The sequence below is a fragment of the Amycolatopsis sp. NPDC098790 genome (assembly GCF_044759945.1).
In the GTDB taxonomy this organism is placed as follows: domain Bacteria; phylum Actinomycetota; class Actinomycetes; order Mycobacteriales; family Pseudonocardiaceae; genus Amycolatopsis.
Genome location: NZ_JBIWAI010000001.1, coordinates 665,623 through 681,219 on the forward strand (window position 1 = coordinate 665,623; position 15,597 = coordinate 681,219).

A 15,597-nucleotide genomic window follows, 5' to 3' on the forward strand; every position below is an offset into this window, starting at 1 on the left:
TGGTTTACAAGGCCACCGCGGACGGATAGTGCCGGTGTGGCTCAGATCGACCTCCGGCCCGTCCGGATCTCCCGCGACCCCGTCCGCCGCAGCGTCCAGTTGCTCGGCGGCCTCGCCCTCTACGGCACCAGCGTCGCCCTCGTCACCCGCGCCGGCCTCGGCCTCGAGCCGTGGAGCGTGCTGGCCGAGGGCGTCATGAAGCACACCGGCCTGACGTTCGGCACGGTCACCGGCCTGGTTTCGGTGGTCGTGCTCCTGCTGTGGATCCCGCTGCGCCAGCGGCCCGGGATCGGCACCATCGCGAACGTCGTGGTCATCTCGGTGATGGTCGACGTCGTCCGGGCGTTCCTCCCGGACCAGCACGACCTGGCGTGGCAGATCGCGCTGCTGGCCGGCGGCGTCGCGCTCAACGGCGTCGCGACGGCCACGTACGTCGGCGCCCGGCTCGGCCCGGGTCCCCGCGACGGCCTGATGACCGGGCTCGCCGGGCGCACCGGCTGGTCGGTCCGGCTGGTGCGCACCGGCATCGAGGTCACGGTGGTCGCCGCCGGCTTCCTGCTCGGCGGGACCGTCGGCGTCGGCACCGTGCTCTACGCGCTGGCCATCGGCCCGCTCACCCAGGCACTGCTCCCGCTGACCACCTGGCGCGAGGACTAGCCGGCTTTCCGCTGCTGGACGGCCCGGCGCAGCGTCAGGTAGTCGGCGCCGCGCCGGGCGAGGACGTCGTCGGTGCCGCGCTGCTGGGCCAGCGCGAGCAGGATGTGCTCCTGCCCGAGGTGCTTGTCCCCCAGCCGGACGGCCTCGCGGAGGCTCAGTTCCAGGGTCTTCTTCGACTGGGCCGTGAAGGGGACGTGCCCACGTTTCGCCGGGCCCAGCCGGCCGGCGAGCGCGCCTTCGCCGTGGGTCCGTTCGACGCTCCGCACGATCTGCTCGACGTCGATGCCGAACTCGGTGAGGGCTTCGGCGTCGGCGTCGCTGACCCCGCCCCGCCGTTTGGTCCGCTCGAGTTCGGCGGCCAGGTCGTCGGTGGCGACGCCCAGCTCGGTGAGCAGCGGAACCCCGGTCTTGAGCAGCCCGGCCAGCAGGTCCACGGGCCCGACCTCCACCGAGCCGGACTGCCGGGCCGTCATCTGAGCTTCGACGACCGCGAGCCGCGCGTCGGCGGTGAACCGTTCGAACATCAGTGCCTCCCGTACTTCTTGTGCACGGCCTGCCGGCTGACCCCCAGCTCGGCGGCGATCTCCTGCCACGACCAGCCATCGACCCGCGCACTGCGGACCTGAACGGCCTCGAGTTGTTCCACGAGCCGCCGAAGCGCGGCGACCGCGCGAAGCCCCACGCGGGGATCGCGGTCACCGGCCCGGGCGGCCAGGTCTGTCGCTTCCGTCATGCTTGTCAACCTACGTTGACATTCGTGGGTTGTCAACCTGAGTTGACAGCCGCGTCAGCGCGAAGGTCCCCGGGCCTCGACGTACAGTCGGGTGATGCCCGAGATCGTGATCGCCGAGCGGGCCGGGGTGGGCGCCGACGGCCACCCGCGCCCCACCGAAGACCACGTCGTCGTCCTGGACAACGCCGTCCTGCTCCTCGACGGCGCCACCTCCTCCGACCCCTCGCAACCCCCCGGCGGCTGGTACGCCGAACGCCTGGCCCAGCGCCTCGCCGACGACCTCCGCGCGGCCCCGGCAGCCGACCTCACCGACACCCTGACCAGCGCGATCGCCCAGGTCACCAGCGAAAACGCCCTCCGTCCGCAGCAGTCACCGTCGAGCACCGTCGCCGCCGTGCGGTGGCTCGACGACCGCGTCGACGCGCTCGTGCTCGCCGACAGCCCCGTCGTCGGGTTCGGCGGCTTCGGCGTCGACGTCGTCTCGGACGACCGGCTGGCGCGACTACGCAGACGCGGCATGCTCCAGACCGGCGCCGATGTCCGGAGAAGACGCAACGCCCACGACGGCTTCTGGGTCGCCGAAGCCGACCCCGGTGCCGCCGCGCACTCGATCCGCCGCAGCTGGCGAAGAGACACCCTCGACGCCGTCCTGCTCGCCAGCGACGGCGTCTCCATCGGCGTCGACCAGTACGCACTCTTCGACTGGCGCGAGGTCCTCGCGATCACCCGCGCCGACGGTCCGGACGCCGTGCTCGACGCCGTCCGGACCGCCGAAAAGCAGGATCCGGACGGCGACCGCTGGCCGCGGCCGAAGCGCCACGACGACCAAGCCCTGGTACTGATCGACTTCGCATCCGGGGGAATTCAGGGTCTTCCCTGATCACTTCGCCGCGTCCGAGCGAGAACCTGGACTGCATGGGGACGGAACAGGGGAAGCGCACGAGACCGTGGCGGCTGGTGGCGCTGGGCGCGATCGGCTGGGGGCTGTTCACGGCCGTCGTGCTGCACATCATCAGCTCACGCGACCCGGTGTACGACACGCTGTCGAGCTACACCGTGACCGACCGCGGCGACGGCATGCTCGCCGCGAGCGTGTTGTCGCTGGCCATCGGCTCGCTGGCGGTGCTCGGCGCACTGCACGCGGCCGGGGTGCCGCTGTCGCGGACGACCCGGCTGCTGCTCGCGTTGTGGTCGCTCGGGATGGCCGCCGCCGCGGTGTTCCCGGCGAGCTACCCGGAGGCGCCGGACCCGGTGAGCGGCGAAATCCACCTCTACGCCTGCCTGGTCGCGTTCCTCAGCCTGCCCGGCGCCGCGATCTCGCTGCTGGAATCGCTGCGAGGCCGCGACGAACGCGCCAGCGTCGTGAAGGCGCTGCGGCTGAGCGCGGGCGCGTTCGGGCTGTTCGCGCTCAGCTTCGTGTTCGTGCGGCTGGCCGAGGCCGAGGTCGGGCCGTTCCGCGCGATCTCCGACGCGTTCCCGATCGGCGTCATGCAGCGGCTGCTGCTGCTCGCCGACGTCGTCCTGCTGCTGACGCTGCTGCGGGTCGCGACGCGGCTGGAGTCAGCCTTCGACGGCCGCCGCGAATTCGGGGGCGTAGCCGTACAGGCCGGGCATCCCGCCGGTGTGCAGGAACACCACGTGGTCGTCCGGGGCGAAGTGGCCGGCCCATTCGACCAGCGCGGCGGCCACCTTGCCGGTGTAAACCGGATCGAGCACGACCCCCTCGGTGCGGCCGAAAAGCCGTAGCGCGTCCCAGACGGCGTCGGTCGGGATGCCGTAGCCGGGGCCGAGCGTCGAGTCGCCCATCCTCGTGTGCGTGAACGGCGGCGGCTCGACACCGAGGAGCTTGGCCGCGCCCGCGACGAGGTCGTGCAGGTTCTCGGTGGCCTCGTCGAGCGGGTGGCTGACGCAGGCGATGCCGACGCCGAGGCCGCCGAGGAGCCCCGCGGCCAGCGTCACGCCGGCCGCGGTGCCGCCGCTGGCGTGCGGGACGACGAGGTGGGCGCGCTCGATCCCGCGGTCTTCCAGTTGCTTCGCGAGCTCGTAGGTGGCGCGGACGTAACCGAGGGCGCCGAGGTCGTTGGAGCCGCCGACCGGGACGGTGAAGACCTTCCGGCCCTCGGCGGCGGCTTCGGCGACGAGCCGGTCGTACGTGCGGCCGGTCTCGTCGCCGTCCGCGCAGACGTGGACGGTCGCGCCGAACAGCCTGTCGAGCGGCAGGTTGCCGCCGCGTTCGTAGGCTTCGCCGTCGCGCGGGACCTTCGCGGTGAGGACGAGTTCGCAGCGCAGGCCGAGCTTCGCGCACGCGGCGGCGGTCTGGCGGCCGTGGTTGGTCTGGAGCGCACCGAACGTGATGACGGTGTCGGCGCCGGCCGCCTTGGCCGCGCTCAGGTGGTATTCGAGCTTGCGGAGCTTGTTGCCGCCGGCGCCGAGCGGGTGGACGTCGTCGCGCTTGAGCCAGAGGTTCCGCAGGCCGAGCGCTTCGCCGAGCCGGGGCGCCTCGTGCAGCGGCGTCGGCCAGCCGCCGAGGTCGACACGCGGGATCGAGGCGAGGGCGGCGTCGGGGAACCCGGCGAAGTCGAACGTCATGAGCCCCAGTCTGCCGCAAGGGTGGCCGAAAACCGCCGGTATCCGGTAACGTTCGTTCGAACGAACGAGAACTTCGGGAGGTGCCATGACCGCCACGAGCCTCGACTTCACCGGTCTCGCCGAGCAGGCCGCGCGGCTCGCCGCGGGCGAAGTCACCTCCGCCGAACTGACCGCCACGGCGTTGGGGCGTGCCCACGCGAGCCAGCCCACGCTCAACGCGTTCAAGCACCTGCGCGACGACGCCGCCCTCGCCGAAGCGGCCGACGCCGACGAGCGGCTGCGGTCCGGCGAACGGAAACCCCTGCTCGGGGTGCCCGTCGCGATCAAGGACGACGTCGACCTCACCGGCCTGCCCACGTCGTTCGGCTGCGCCGGCGAATTCCCGTGCGCCACGACCGATGCGCCCGCCGTCGCGCTGCTGCGCGCGGCCGGAGCGGTGATCATCGGCAAGACGAACACCCCCGAGCTGGGCCAGTGGCCGTTCACCGAGGGCCCGGCCTTCGGCGTGACGCGCAACCCGTGGCACCCCGGCCACACCCCCGGGGGTTCGTCGGGCGGGAGCGCGGCCGCGGTGGCGTCGGGGGCCATCGCGGCCGCGCTCGGGTCCGACGGCGCCGGCTCGGTGCGCATCCCGGCCGCGTGGACCGGGCTCGTCGGCATCAAGACCCAGCGCGGCCGGATCCCGACCGAAAGCGAGCTGTTCCACGGCCTGACCGTGCTCGGCCCGCTCGCCCGGACCGTCGAAGACGCCGCCCTCATGCTGGACGTCGTCGCGGACACCGGCACCACGTTCCGGACCGCCGCCGCGCGCGAACCCGGCCGGCTGCGGATCGGGCTGTCGACGCGGATCCCGTTCACCGCCACGAAAACCCGGCTCGACCCGGTCGTCGAAGCTTCCGTGCGCCGCCTCGCGGAGTCACTGGCCGGGCTGGGCCACGAGATCGTCGAGGTCGAACCGGACTACGGGCTGATCGGCCTGACGTTCCTGCCGCGCTCGCTCAGCGGCGTCCGCGACTGGACGCTGCGGGTGCCCGACCGCGCCGGGCTCGACAAGCGCACGCGCAGCAACGCCGGCCACGGGAGGCTCTTGGCCGGGCCGGCACTGCGGCTCGCCCGCGCGCTGGAGCCGGGACTGCACCGGCGGATCGGCTCGGTGTTCGGCCGCGTCGACGTCCTGCTGACCCCGACGACGGCGACCCCGCCGCCGCCGATCGGCACGTTCGACGGGCTGTCCGGCTGGGAGACCGACCAGGCCATGATCGCCGCCTGCCCGTACGCTTGGCCGTGGAACGTGCTGGGCTGGCCGGGGGTCAACGTCCCGGCCGGGCTCACGGACGGCGGGCTCCCGCTCGGGGCCCAGCTGCTCGGCCCGTCGCACGCCGAGGAGCGGCTGGTTTCGCTCGCCGCGCAACTGGAAGAGGTCGAACGGTGGCCGGAGCGGCATCCCGAGACAAGCTGGTAAGCACCCGGGACGCCATCCTGCGCGGCGCGCTGACCGTCGTCGGCGAGCACGGCGTCGGCGGGCTGACGAACCGCCGGATCGTCGCCGCCGCCGGCGTTTCGCTCGGCACGTTGACCTACCACTTCCCCAGCCAGACGGCGTTGCTGCGCGAAGCGATGCTGCTGTTCGTCGAGGAGGAGACGGCCAAGCTCGGCGCGATCGTCGACGGCTACCGCTCGGACGGCTTGAGCGTCGAGCAGGCGGCGTCGGTGGTCGAAAGCGTGATCGCGCAGCTGCCCTTCGGCGCGGACGAGCTGGGCGCGCACGAGCTGTACTTGCAGTCAGCCCGTGATCCTGAACTGCAAGAAGCTTCTTCGCGGTGCTTCGCGGCGTATGACGAGCTGGCCGTGACGATCCTGGCTGCGTTGGGAGTCCCGGAGCCGCAGCGGTTGGCCGGCCCGGTGGTCGCGCTGATCGCGGGCCTGCAGCTGCGGCGCCTGGCGACGGGCGAGACGGACACGCCGGTGGCCGAGCCGCTGATGATGCTGCTCCGCGGAGCTTGATGGCCCGGCCGATCGTCCGCGGCACGGCGGCGTGGAAGTACTTCGGCGACTTCCGCGACGCGCTGCTGGCGGGCCAGGTGCTGGTGCTGCAGGTGGCGCACCCGGTGGTCGCGGCGGGGGTGCGTGACCATTCGGACTACACGTCGGACCCGTGGACGCGGTTGATGCGGACGGGCGCGTCGCTGTCGATCTACGTGTACGGCGGTGCTTCGGGCGCGCGTTTCGAAGCGGCCCGGTTGCGCGCCTTGCACCGGTCGTTCACCGGTGTTGCTTCGGGCCGCCGTTACAGCGCTTTGGATCCGCTGGCCTATGCGTGGGTGCACGCGACGCTGGTGAAGGTTCCCGTTGACGCACAACGGTTCTTCGGCCGCCCACTGTCCTCTTCGGACCTTGAGGAGTACTACGCGCAGATGTGCGACGTCGGGCGGATGCTCGGCGTGCGGTCGCAGGATCTGCCGCCGGACTGGGCGGCTTTCGAGCGCTACTACGACTCGATGGTGGCCGGGTTTTCGGGGAATCCGACTCTCGACGAGCTGTTCGAGACGATCCGCACGGTCCGGAAACCGGTCCGCTGGCTGCCCGATTCGTGGTGGCGGTGGCACGGTCGAATCCAGATGTTCCTGCTGCGGGCAACCCTTCCGCCCGCCTTGCGCGACCGCCTCGGTCTACAGTGGACTTCGCGGGACGAGCGGCGGTTCAGGCGGTTCGCGTCTGCCGTGCGGCTTGCCGCCACGCCGATCCCGGCGAGGGTGCGGACTGTGCACATGCGGTGGATCGGCAAGCTCAACGTGCGGTTGCGCGCGCACCCGAAGGTGTACGAGCGGTTGATCGGCGGCAACGGCCCCGGCTCGGCGTCACCGTCACCCGGCGACTGAAGGCCGATCACGGGCGCGGGCCCGCGGGGGCGCCCCCCGGTTCCAGCGTATCGGCCGCCTACGACGAAAACTCGCGGTGCGGAGCCTGCTAGGCCGGGTTTTCCACATCTCGCTTTGCCTGTGGACCGGTGCGAGCGTAATGAGCTCGAGCCTTTGCCCGGTTCCCGCACCGGGACATCGAGCACCACTGCCGGTTCCGCCGCGGGGACGCATCACAGAACCGGACTCCGCAGTCGTCCGCCGCGCACACCCGCACTTCCGCGTCGCTCGTCGCCAGGTCGATCGCGTCCGCCGCCAGCGCCGCGAATGCCGATGCCACCGGGTCCTTCGGGGCCGGGACCTCGCGGCGCAGCCGGCCGTCCACCAGCACCAACCTCGGCGGGGGCGCCGGGGCCGATGCCGCCGCGTTGTTCACCAGCTCGATGTCCATCTTGTCCGGCTCCTCCGGTGGCAGCAGCACGCGGTCGATCGCCTCGCGCAGCGCCTTCGCCGCCAGCACGTTCCCCGCCGTCACCGGTACCGGTCCCGTCGTGAAGCCCGCCAGCGCGAGCCACTCCGCCAGCGCGTCCGGTCCAGTCAGCATCTCGACGCCGTCCGCGTACCGCGCGCGCAGCGTGTTGACCAGGTCGAGGCACGGCCGTCCGCCGTCGAATGCCCACTCCATCCCCCCATCCTAACCGTTGCCGACAGTTAGAACGTCGGCTACCGTCTAACCCCATGAACAGGTTAGAAAGCGTGAACGGACTCCGGATGCACTACCAGCGAGCCGGCGAAGGCCCGCCGCTGTTCCTGCTCCACGGCTGGCCACAGACGTCGCACTGCTGGCACAAGGTCCTCGAGCCGCTCGCCGAAACGCACACCGTCATCGCCCCCGACCTGCGCGGCTACGGCCGCACCGACAAACCCAAGACCGGCTACGACAAGCGCACGATGGCCGCCGACGTCGCCGCGCTCGCCGAGCACCTCGGGTTCACGAAAGCCGCCGTCGTCGGCCACGACCGCGGCGGCCGCGTCGCCCACCGCTGGGCCCTCGACCGCCCGGACCAGGTCGACCGCCTCGCCGTCCTCGACATCGCCCCGACCCGCGCGATGTGGCAGCGCCTCGACACCGGCATCGCGAAGGCCTACTGGCACTGGCTCTTCCACCTCCAGCCCGACCTGCCGGAGCTGCTCGCCGGCCAGAACATCGCCGCCTACCTCGGCTACTTCTTCGAGCGCTGGACCTACCAGCGCCACACCCTCGACCCCGACGCCGTCGCCGAGTACGTCCGCGCCTTCTCCCAGCCCGGCGCCCTCCGCGCGGGTTTCGACGACTACCGCGCCTCCTTCCCGGACGACGCCGAGCTCGACGACGCCGACTTCGACGCCGGAAGGCGCGTCACCCAGCCACTTCTCGCGCTCTGGGGTGCGAACGGCCTGCTCGGCACCCTGCCGACGCTCAAGATCTGGCGGGAGTACGCGAACGACGTCACCGGTGGGGCGATCGCCGAGTGCGGCCACTTCCTGCCCGAGGAACAGCCCGAAGAAGTGGTCGCTCACCTGCGGAAATTCCTCGGCCCCTGAGACCCCCGGGGGCTCCGGTCCCCCGCGCTGGGGACCGGAGTTCCCTCGCCGCCGTGACGCCCGCCACCCGCGGCCGTCGCTAGGTTCGGACCCACGATGGGGACCAAACCAAGAGTGTTCTTGCTGATGCTGCTGGCCGCGCTGGGGATCGCGGTGGGCGGCGGCACCGCGCACGCCGACGGCGCACCGTCCGGCACCGACGTCCAGGTCGCGCAGACTCTCGGCGCGCGCGAACTGACCGTGATCATCCGCCGGGTCGACGTCACGCCGTCGCCGCTGCGGGTCGACGTCGTGACGCACCAGGGCTCGCCGCCCGGCACGCTGCACCTGGCCGTCGCGGCCGACGGCGTCACGAGCGCGCGCACCGACATCGTGCTCGGCGCGGAACCGGGCGTGTACGCGGGAAATCTCCAAGTCGACAAACCGGGTCCGTGGGAACTGTCGCTGAGCGACGGCACCGGCCCGGCCGCGACGATCCCGTTCATCGTGCCCGCCCGGGTCGTCCCGCCGTGGGAAAAGGCGACCTACGGCGGGTTCGTCGCCGCGGGCGCGTTCTTGCTGCTGGCTCTGATCGTCGGCGTCAAGGCCCGGCGGACGGCGTTCGCGCTGATCCCGGCGGGTGGCGTGGTCGCGGCGATCGCCGTCGCGGTCACCGGCGCGCTGCTGTCGGCGAGCACTCCCCCGCCGCCCGCGCCCGGCAGCCAGCTCGACCCGACGTTCGACAACGTCACCGACCCGTACGCCAACGCGCAACTGTCCACAGTGGACTACTCACGGCCACCGGTGAACCTCGCGGCACACGCGGAAACCGGTGGGCTGAAGCTGAACCTCACCGACGGCGCCACCGGCCGCCCGGTCGACGACCTGCTGGTCCACGACAACGCGCTGGTGCACCTCGTCTTGGTTTCGCCGTCGGGGCGGATGAGCCACCTGCACCCGGTGCGCGTCGGCCCCGGTGACTACCGCGTCCGCGTCGCCGATCCGGAGTCCGGCACGTACGCGGTCGCCGCCGAACTGGTGCGGCGCGGCGGCGGGGTCCAGCTCGTCCGGTCCACTGTGGACTTGACGGGCACCGCCGCGCCCGCGCCCGAACCAGCCGGCGCCGGACCGCGGACCGTCGACGGCACCCCGGTCGACCTCACCGTCACCCCCGGCACGCCGACCACCATCACCGCTCACTTCAGGACCCAGGACCTCCAGCCGTGGCTGGGGATGCTCGGCCACCTCATCGTCGCCGGGCCGATCACCGGGCCCGTCGGGGAAAGCGCCGCGAAGGCACCGACGTGGGCGCACGTCCACGCGATGATCCCGCCGGTCGCGGGCCAGCTCGACCGCCCCGACGAAACCGTGGCCGCGTACGGCCCGGACGTCAGCTTCACCTACACCTTCGCCGCGCCCGGCCGGTACCGGATCTGGCTGCAGGCCGAACGCGGCTACCGCGTGCTGACGATCCCCGCCGTGGTGGACGTCCCGACGACAGGAGCCGGCCGATGAGACGCCCGACGTTGCTGATCGCCGTGGTCGCGCTGATCGTCGTGGCCGGCGCCACCTGGTTGCTCTGGCCGGGCGGCAGCGCGAAAGCCTCGGCGCAGCAAGCGGTTTCCGGGCCGTACACCGTGCGGTTCTCCGCGGACGAGCCGCGCATCGGCGGCAACACGTTCGGGGTGGCCGTCACCGGCCCCGCACCCGACGCCGTCACGGTCGCGCCGGTCATGGCGCAGATGGGGCACGCGTTCCCGGCGGTGCCCGCCGCCCCGGACGGCCCCGGCCGCTTCCGCGCCACCGGCGTCGGGCTGCCGATGTCCGGGCAGTGGGAGATCACGGTGTCGCTGCGCGGCCCCGGCGGGCCCGCCCAAGTCGTTTTTCCGTTGCTCGTCAAGTAGAAAGGTTCGGGGGAATGGATCTCACCGCATCCGGCGTGCGCACCACGTCGGTGGCGAAACAGGCGCGAACGGGGTTGCTGCCGGCGAACGTCGTCCTCGGCGGTTCGGTGCTGTCGCTGGTCGGGCTGACCTGGGACATCCAGTGGCACAGCGACGTCGGGCCGGACACGTTCTTCACGCTGCCGCACCTGTTCCTGTACGCGGGCAGCGCGGTCGTCGGGCTGGCGAGCCTCGCCGTCGTGCTGCTGACGACGGCGGCGCGGCGCGCGGGCCGCCCGGTCGACCCGCGGATCGGCGGGCGCGTGGTCAACGTGTTCGGCAAGACGTTCGCGGCGCCGCTGGGCTACCTGGTTTCCGGTGTCGGCGCGGCGACGTTCCTGCTGTACGGCCTGTGGGACCAGTGGTGGCACGGGCTCTACGGCTTCGACGCCGTCATCGACTCGCCGCCGCACATCGGGCTGCTGCTGGCGATCACGGTGTCGCTGATCGGCACGACCGCGGTGTTCGCCGCGGCGCGCGAGCACCGGTGGGGCCGGCTCGGGACGCTGGCGTCGCTGACCGTGCTGCTCACGTTCGGGCCGGTGCTCGCGCTCGGGCTGCAGCAGGTGCCGGACGACTACGCCGACGCCGTCTCGATCGGCTGCTCGATGATGGCGGTGCTGCTGGTCGCGGTCGGCGCGGGGTTCTTCCGCCGTCCCGGCGGCGCGGCCGGCACGGCCGCGATGGTCCTGGTCGTCCAGGGGATCTTCTGGTGGTTCTCGCCGTGGGCGGCGAAGGCGTACGCGGATCTGGTCGACCTGCCGTTGCGCGACGCGATTTCCGGGGTGCCGGAGATGCCGTCGCTGACGCCGCTGGCGCTGCTGCCGGTGGCCGCGCTGATGGAGCTGGGGTACCTGGCCGGGCGACGCCGGGGGTGGCGCGCGGGCCGCGTTTCGGTGGTCGTGGGCGGGATCGCCGGGCTGCTGATCGGGCTGAGCCTGCCGGTCCAGCGGACGCTGCTCTACACCGGCGCGCACCTGCCGCCGGCCTGGTACCTGACGACGACGGCCGTCCTGGCCGGCCTGTTCGGGCTGCTCGGCGGGTTCGCCGGGTGGCGGTTCGGCGGGATGCTCTGCCTGCTGGCGCCCGCGGAGAAGGGGGAAACCGCTGATGCGTAAGACACTTTTGGCCCTGGCGGCCGTGGCGGGGCTGCTGTTCGCGACCGCGGCGCCGGCGAACGCCTACGAGCCGGTCAACATCGTGCACACCGAGCACGTGCAGGCCGGGCCGTACGGGCTGACGGTCGGGTTCAGCACCTGGCCGCTGAAGGCCATGCAGTCACTGGACTTCACGTTCATCCCCGACGGCGGGATCGAGGACAAGTCCGGCACGCTCACGATGATCAACCCCGAAGGCGGCCAGAACCGGAAGCAGCCGCTGGTCCGGCACCCGCGCAAGCGGGACGTCTGGGGCCTGGACGTCCGCTCGATGCCGCGGCCGGGCGAGTGGACGTTCAGCTTCACCGTCAACGGCCCGGCGGGCTCCGGCACCGGCGAGCTGCGCGCGTTGCCGGTGCTCGAACAGCCGGGGCCGCCGATGGGGTTGAGCTGGGCGATCAGCACGCTGCCGTTGATCGGGCTCGTGGTGCTCGTCGTGGTGGCCTGGCGCCGGACGCGCGGCCGGCTGCGCGGGGGCGAGCTTCCGGCAATCGGGTGAGATAACCCTCACATTGAGCACTCAGGCGTATCCACGCCGTCGCGAAGGCCTCCTTCACCGTGAGAGCGGGAAGGGGGCCTTCGCGATTTCAGTGGACGGGCGGGTGATCATGATCACCCGCGCAGGGGAGGACTCAGGCGGGCAGGTCGAACTGCCCGGCCTTCACGGCGACCAGGAACGCTTCCCATTCGGCGGTGTCGAACACGAACACGGGGCTGGTGGCGAGCTTGGTGTCGCGGACGCCGATCAGGCCTTCGCGGCCGAGGTTGACCTCGACGCAGCTGCCGCCGTTGGGCTCGCTGGCGAACGACTTTTCCCAGGCCGCCTCTTCGAACAAGGACACGGCCGTGTTCGGATCGTAATCCGCGAACGACGGATAATCCGCCATGGGTCGTACCTCCGAGCATCGATGGGGGGCGCGGCCGCGACCTGGTCGAACGTACCCGCGTCCGGCTACTCAGTGTCTCAATGGAGTACGCCGCACGGCCAAGCGGGTGATCAACTAGGTCTGGCCTCGACATGAAGATTATTCCAGGAGTAGGATTAATCGCATCGGCCGGGGCGCTGGTGTCGGTGAATGACTGCCTGCATGCGGCGGGCGGTCCCCGAGGGCAGGCCACTGGCTGACGACCGACAAACCCACCACCGCAGGACCTCATGGGGGAGGATCAGCGTGATCGTCGAGGACAGCGCGCCACCGACCGCGGGCCACGCCCGCCGACCGGGCGCCACCCGTGGCACGAACGAGCTGGTCCGAAGCCGATGCCGGGAAGCGCTTTCCCAGGCACTGCCACCGCGACGAGAGCTGGGGGTGTAACCGATGGCCGTCCGAATGAACTCGCTGTTCCGCCGCGAAGAAGAGCGTCGTGGCCGCCGGGGGATCGGGAACGAGCTGCGGAACCGCTTCGGTTTCAGCTTGATCCAGGCACCACTGCGCAAGACGACGACCTGGGCGACGGACCAGGACCTCCCGCTGCAGCGCTACTCGGACGGGGTCCGGACCACGCGCCCGCTGGAGACCGCGATCGACTTGACCCCGCTGCTGCGCGGGCGGATCGGGTCGCGGGCTTGAGAGCCTGAACTGCCGCACCACCACAGAAGAGCCCCGGTTCCCCGATGGGACCGGGGCTCTCGCCGTTGCGCGGCTACGGCTTCCGCGGTCGCCCCGGGCCGCCTGCGGATGACATGAACGACCCTTTCATGGCGTCTGGCGACATGAAAGGGTCGTTCATGACGTCCGGAACCGGGCGCGGCTACGGTTTCCGCAGGAAAAGCCGCCCCTGACGGTAAGGCCGCTCCCCCTCGACGTGCTCCCGGTACAGCCGGCCCACCACGGCCAACCCCGCCTCGGCGGCCATCGAAGCCAGCGCGTCCAACGGCCACACGTAAGCCGTCGTCACCTTGTGGTCGAACTCCGAAACCTCGCCGGCCTCGAAGCACCCCAACAGAACGTGACCGCCGGGCGCCAACGTCCGGGTGAATTCGGCGAAGTACCCCGGCAGTTCCGCCGGCGGCGTGTGGATCACCGAATACCACGTCAGGATCCCCGCCAGCGACGCGTCGGGTACGTCCAACGCCGCCATCGAACCGACCTCGAACCGCAGTGAAGGATGCGCCGAACGAGCCAGGGAGACCATCGCCGGGGACACGTCGACGCCGAACGCGTCGACCCCCAGCGAACTCAAGTGCGCCGTCAGGTGGCCCGGCCCGCACCCGAGGTCCGCGACCGGTCCCCGGCCACGCACGAAGTCCGCGAACGCCGTCCACGCCGCGCGGTCCAGCACCGACGAGTCCCAGATGTCGCGGACGAACTCGGCGTACTGGACCGCGACCGCGTCGTAGGCAGCCGTCACGGTTTGCGGCCGAGGCCGCAGATGTGGCCGACGAACGCCGGGTCGTTCGCGAGCTTCTTCGTCGCCCGCGACTCGATCTCCTCCGGGTGCCACTCCGGCAGGTACACGATGCCCGGCTCGACGAGCTCCAAGCCGTCGAAGAACGACGTGAACTCCTCGCGCGAGCGCAGGTGCAGCGGGGTGCTCGACCTGTTGTACTGCGCCACGATCGACTCGCGGCTCTCCGAGTCGGCCATCCCGTCGAGGCCTTCGGTGGTCAGGTGCGAGGACAGGAAGTACGAGCCGGACGGCAGCAGCGACAGGTACTTCTGGATGGTCTGGGCCACCGGCTCGTCCTTGCCGAGGAAGTACAGGACGCCGACGATGATCAGGCCGATCGGGCGGTTCGGGTCGAGGACGCCGGTGTCGAGCGCGCGCTTCCAGATGTCGGCCGGGTCGCGCAGGTCGCCCTGCAGCACCGCGTGCCGGTCGGCGACACCCTCCTTCTCCAGCAGGATCTGCGAATGCGCCACCGCGACCGGCTCGTTGTCGACGTACACGCACCGCGCGTTCGGGTTCACCTCCGCCGCGACCTCGTGGACGTTGCCGACCGTCGGCACGCCCGACCCGAGGTCGAGGAACTGGTCGATGCCGTTGCGGGCCAGGTAGCGGACGCCGCGGCCGAGGAAGTCGCGGCCGACGCGGGCCACGGTCTTGATCATCGGGAACGTCTTGACGGCCTGCTCGCCGAACTGGCGGTCGATGGCCCAGTTGGCGTCGCCGCCGAGGAACCAGTCGTAGATGCGGGCCGCGTTCGGCCGCTCGAGGTCGACGCCTTCGGGGGCCTCGGGATCCTGTGTGGTCATGTCCGTCCTCCAGGCTTGCGGCCGACACCGCCGACCACGCTCGCGAGGGGGACCGTGGCGGCGCCGGGCTCGGGACGCCACTCTCCCACAGGCACGATTCCCGGCTCGACCACCTCGAAGTTACCGAAGAACGCGGCGATCTCGCCGAGCGTCCGGGACACCGCGGGCGAGCTCGACCGCTCGGACAGCTTCACGAGCCGCCGGATCTGCTCCAGTTCGTCGCCCTCGACGCCGGACTCGGTCGCGTGCGAGAGGACGTACGCCGAGCCGGGTGCCAGCAGCGTCCGGTAGTCGCGGATGGCTTCACGGACGCCGGTGACGTCGGGCAGGAAGTGCAGCACGGCCACGCTGAGCAGGCAGATCGGCTGCTCCGGGTCGAGCACGCCGGTGGCCAGCGCGGCGTCCCAGACCTCCTCGGCGTCGCGCAGGTCGGCGTGCAGGACGGCGTGCCGCTCCGGGTCGCCCTCCTCGTCGAGCAGGATCCGGCCGTGCGCGACGGCCACCGGCTCGTTGTCGACGTACACGCAGCGGCTGTCGTCGGCGTGCTCGTCGGCCACCTCGTGGACGTTGCCGGCGGTCGGGATGCCGGAGCCGAGGTCGAGGAACTGCGTGATGCCTTCGGACACGCAGTAGCGCACGGCTCGGCCGAGGAAGTCGCGGTTGCCCCGCGCCAGCGTCTTCGCCAGCGGAAACGCTTTCACGGCCAGCTCGCCGTACTGCCGGTCGACCGCCCAGTTCGCGGTGCCGCCGAGCGCCCAGTCGTAGATCCTCGCCACGTTCGGCCGGTCGAGGTCGACGGCGTCGGGGAGGAAGTCGGGGTCCACGATGTCCCCTTCGGGCGAAACTTCCGGTGGATTCCAGTGCAACAGAATGACTCTACCGAAAGTTGTTCACCGGCCG

The 15,597-nt window shown here is 71.6% G+C and carries 19 protein-coding genes and 1 pseudogene; 12 read left to right on the forward strand and 8 right to left on the reverse strand.

Going from position 1 to position 15,597, the window contains the following annotated elements; genetic code table 11:
- Positions 1-36: 36 nt before the first annotated feature.
- Positions 37-657 (forward strand): YitT family protein, encoded by a 621-nt coding sequence (locus ACIQWX_RS03420; RefSeq protein WP_400864929.1) that lies wholly within the window; start codon positions 37-39, stop codon positions 655-657.
- Here ACIQWX_RS03420 and ACIQWX_RS03425 read toward each other — a convergent pair.
- The gene (locus tag ACIQWX_RS03425) at positions 654-1,181 is read right to left on the reverse strand and encodes a Clp protease N-terminal domain-containing protein (RefSeq protein ID WP_400864932.1); all 528 of its coding nucleotides are present in this window, start codon (positions 1,179-1,181) and stop codon (positions 654-656) included. The genes ACIQWX_RS03420 and ACIQWX_RS03425 overlap by 4 nt on opposite strands.
- A complete protein-coding gene (locus ACIQWX_RS03430) occupies positions 1,181-1,390 on the reverse strand; it encodes a sigma factor-like helix-turn-helix DNA-binding protein (RefSeq protein ID WP_329052797.1) in 210 nt (69 codons plus the stop codon). The genes ACIQWX_RS03425 and ACIQWX_RS03430 overlap by 1 nt, the downstream gene beginning before the upstream one ends.
- A 94-nt stretch (positions 1,391-1,484) precedes the next feature.
- On the opposite strand from ACIQWX_RS03430, the gene ACIQWX_RS03435 reads away from it, so the two are divergent.
- A complete protein-coding gene (locus ACIQWX_RS03435; protein WP_400864936.1) occupies positions 1,485-2,270 on the forward strand; it encodes a hypothetical protein in 786 nt (261 codons plus the stop codon).
- A gap of 35 nt (positions 2,271-2,305) precedes the next feature.
- Positions 2,306-2,869, forward strand: a pseudogene (locus ACIQWX_RS03440) (DUF998 domain-containing protein); the annotation flags it as partial.
- An 81-nt stretch (positions 2,870-2,950) separates the two neighbouring features.
- Here the strand turns inward: ACIQWX_RS03440 and ACIQWX_RS03445 are convergent.
- A complete protein-coding gene (locus tag ACIQWX_RS03445; protein WP_400864939.1) occupies positions 2,951-3,979 on the reverse strand; it encodes a D-cysteine desulfhydrase family protein in 1,029 nt (342 codons plus the stop codon).
- Positions 3,980-4,064: 85 nt separating this feature from the next.
- Between ACIQWX_RS03445 and ACIQWX_RS03450 the strand changes: the two genes are divergently transcribed.
- The 3 genes from ACIQWX_RS03450 to ACIQWX_RS03460 are packed head-to-tail and all read left to right on the forward strand — an operon-like array spanning position 4,065 to position 6,858.
- Entirely contained in the window at positions 4,065-5,441 is a 1,377-nt protein-coding gene (locus ACIQWX_RS03450) for an amidase (RefSeq protein ID WP_400864942.1), read from the forward strand.
- Entirely contained in the window at positions 5,408-5,983 is a 576-nt protein-coding gene (locus tag ACIQWX_RS03455) for a TetR/AcrR family transcriptional regulator (RefSeq protein WP_400864945.1), read from the forward strand. The genes ACIQWX_RS03450 and ACIQWX_RS03455 overlap by 34 nt, the downstream gene beginning before the upstream one ends.
- The gene (locus ACIQWX_RS03460) at positions 5,983-6,858 is read left to right on the forward strand and encodes an oxygenase MpaB family protein (RefSeq protein ID WP_400864948.1); all 876 of its coding nucleotides are present in this window, start codon (positions 5,983-5,985) and stop codon (positions 6,856-6,858) included. The genes ACIQWX_RS03455 and ACIQWX_RS03460 overlap by 1 nt, the downstream gene beginning before the upstream one ends.
- 88 nt (positions 6,859-6,946) lie before the next feature.
- Here ACIQWX_RS03460 and ACIQWX_RS03465 read toward each other — a convergent pair whose 3' ends face one another.
- A complete protein-coding gene (locus tag ACIQWX_RS03465; protein ID WP_400864951.1) occupies positions 6,947-7,522 on the reverse strand; it encodes a CGNR zinc finger domain-containing protein in 576 nt (191 codons plus the stop codon).
- A gap of 53 nt (positions 7,523-7,575) precedes the next feature.
- Between ACIQWX_RS03465 and ACIQWX_RS03470 the strand changes: the two genes are divergently transcribed.
- The 5 genes from ACIQWX_RS03470 (at position 7,576) to ACIQWX_RS03490 (ending at position 11,999) form a co-directional block, all read left to right on the forward strand.
- Entirely contained in the window at positions 7,576-8,421 is an 846-nt protein-coding gene (locus tag ACIQWX_RS03470) for an alpha/beta fold hydrolase (RefSeq protein ID WP_400864953.1), read from the forward strand.
- 96 nt (positions 8,422-8,517) lie between these two features.
- Positions 8,518-9,915: a hypothetical protein gene (locus ACIQWX_RS03475; RefSeq protein ID WP_400864956.1), complete on the forward strand. Its 1,398-nt coding sequence runs from the start codon at positions 8,518-8,520 to the stop codon at positions 9,913-9,915.
- Complete coding sequence (locus ACIQWX_RS03480) at positions 9,912-10,304, forward strand: FixH family protein (protein ID WP_400864959.1); 393 nt, start codon at positions 9,912-9,914, stop codon at positions 10,302-10,304. Before ACIQWX_RS03475 ends, ACIQWX_RS03480 begins: the two co-directional genes overlap by 4 nt.
- A gap of 14 nt (positions 10,305-10,318) precedes the next feature.
- Positions 10,319-11,461: a hypothetical protein gene (locus ACIQWX_RS03485; RefSeq protein ID WP_400864962.1), complete on the forward strand. Its 1,143-nt coding sequence runs from the start codon at positions 10,319-10,321 to the stop codon at positions 11,459-11,461.
- Complete coding sequence (locus ACIQWX_RS03490) at positions 11,454-11,999, forward strand: hypothetical protein (protein ID WP_400864965.1); 546 nt, start codon at positions 11,454-11,456, stop codon at positions 11,997-11,999. Before ACIQWX_RS03485 ends, ACIQWX_RS03490 begins: the two co-directional genes overlap by 8 nt.
- 133 nt (positions 12,000-12,132) lie before the next feature.
- Here ACIQWX_RS03490 and ACIQWX_RS03495 read toward each other — a convergent pair whose 3' ends face one another.
- The gene (locus ACIQWX_RS03495) at positions 12,133-12,387 is read right to left on the reverse strand and encodes a DUF397 domain-containing protein (protein WP_364461084.1); all 255 of its coding nucleotides are present in this window, start codon (positions 12,385-12,387) and stop codon (positions 12,133-12,135) included.
- A gap of 432 nt (positions 12,388-12,819) precedes the next feature.
- Between ACIQWX_RS03495 and ACIQWX_RS03500 the strand changes: the two genes are divergently transcribed.
- The gene (locus ACIQWX_RS03500) at positions 12,820-13,071 is read left to right on the forward strand and encodes a hypothetical protein (protein ID WP_400864968.1); all 252 of its coding nucleotides are present in this window, start codon (positions 12,820-12,822) and stop codon (positions 13,069-13,071) included.
- A 181-nt stretch (positions 13,072-13,252) separates the two neighbouring features.
- Here ACIQWX_RS03500 and ACIQWX_RS03505 read toward each other — a convergent pair whose 3' ends face one another.
- The 3 genes from ACIQWX_RS03505 to ACIQWX_RS03515 are packed head-to-tail and all read right to left on the reverse strand — an operon-like array spanning position 13,253 to position 15,521.
- Positions 13,253-13,852: a class I SAM-dependent DNA methyltransferase gene (locus tag ACIQWX_RS03505; RefSeq protein WP_400864971.1), complete on the reverse strand. Its 600-nt coding sequence runs from the start codon at positions 13,850-13,852 to the stop codon at positions 13,253-13,255.
- Entirely contained in the window at positions 13,849-14,697 is an 849-nt protein-coding gene (locus ACIQWX_RS03510) for an SAM-dependent methyltransferase (RefSeq protein WP_400864974.1), read from the reverse strand. Before ACIQWX_RS03510 ends, ACIQWX_RS03505 begins: the two co-directional genes overlap by 4 nt.
- A complete protein-coding gene (locus ACIQWX_RS03515; RefSeq protein ID WP_400864977.1) occupies positions 14,694-15,521 on the reverse strand; it encodes an SAM-dependent methyltransferase in 828 nt (275 codons plus the stop codon). Before ACIQWX_RS03515 ends, ACIQWX_RS03510 begins: the two co-directional genes overlap by 4 nt.
- Between the last annotated feature and the right edge of the window lie 76 nt (positions 15,522-15,597).

Excerpts from the sequence above, each read along its gene's own strand:
- ACIQWX_RS03510 (WP_400864974.1), bottom strand. The coding sequence starts at position 14,697 with ATGACCACACAGGATCCCGAGGCCCCCGAAGGCGTCGACCTCGAGCGG.
- ACIQWX_RS03435 (WP_400864936.1), top strand. The coding sequence starts at position 1,485 with ATGCCCGAGATCGTGATCGCCGAGCGGGCCGGGGTGGGCGCCGACGGC.
- ACIQWX_RS03495 (WP_364461084.1), bottom strand. The coding sequence starts at position 12,387 with ATGGCGGATTATCCGTCGTTCGCGGATTACGATCCGAACACGGCCGTG.
- ACIQWX_RS03475 (WP_400864956.1), top strand. The coding sequence starts at position 8,518 with ATGGGGACCAAACCAAGAGTGTTCTTGCTGATGCTGCTGGCCGCGCTG.
- ACIQWX_RS03485 (WP_400864962.1), top strand. The coding sequence starts at position 10,319 with ATGGATCTCACCGCATCCGGCGTGCGCACCACGTCGGTGGCGAAACAG.
- ACIQWX_RS03425 (WP_400864932.1), bottom strand. The coding sequence starts at position 1,181 with ATGTTCGAACGGTTCACCGCCGACGCGCGGCTCGCGGTCGTCGAAGCT.
- ACIQWX_RS03470 (WP_400864953.1), top strand. The coding sequence starts at position 7,576 with ATGAACAGGTTAGAAAGCGTGAACGGACTCCGGATGCACTACCAGCGA.
- ACIQWX_RS03450 (WP_400864942.1), top strand. The coding sequence starts at position 4,065 with ATGACCGCCACGAGCCTCGACTTCACCGGTCTCGCCGAGCAGGCCGCG.
- ACIQWX_RS03490 (WP_400864965.1), top strand. The coding sequence starts at position 11,454 with ATGCGTAAGACACTTTTGGCCCTGGCGGCCGTGGCGGGGCTGCTGTTC.
- ACIQWX_RS03480 (WP_400864959.1), top strand. The coding sequence starts at position 9,912 with ATGAGACGCCCGACGTTGCTGATCGCCGTGGTCGCGCTGATCGTCGTG.
- ACIQWX_RS03460 (WP_400864948.1), top strand. The coding sequence starts at position 5,983 with ATGGCCCGGCCGATCGTCCGCGGCACGGCGGCGTGGAAGTACTTCGGC.
- ACIQWX_RS03500 (WP_400864968.1), top strand. The coding sequence starts at position 12,820 with ATGGCCGTCCGAATGAACTCGCTGTTCCGCCGCGAAGAAGAGCGTCGT.
- ACIQWX_RS03430 (WP_329052797.1), bottom strand. The coding sequence starts at position 1,390 with ATGACGGAAGCGACAGACCTGGCCGCCCGGGCCGGTGACCGCGATCCC.
- ACIQWX_RS03445 (WP_400864939.1), bottom strand. The coding sequence starts at position 3,979 with ATGACGTTCGACTTCGCCGGGTTCCCCGACGCCGCCCTCGCCTCGATC.
- ACIQWX_RS03465 (WP_400864951.1), bottom strand. The coding sequence starts at position 7,522 with ATGGAGTGGGCATTCGACGGCGGACGGCCGTGCCTCGACCTGGTCAAC.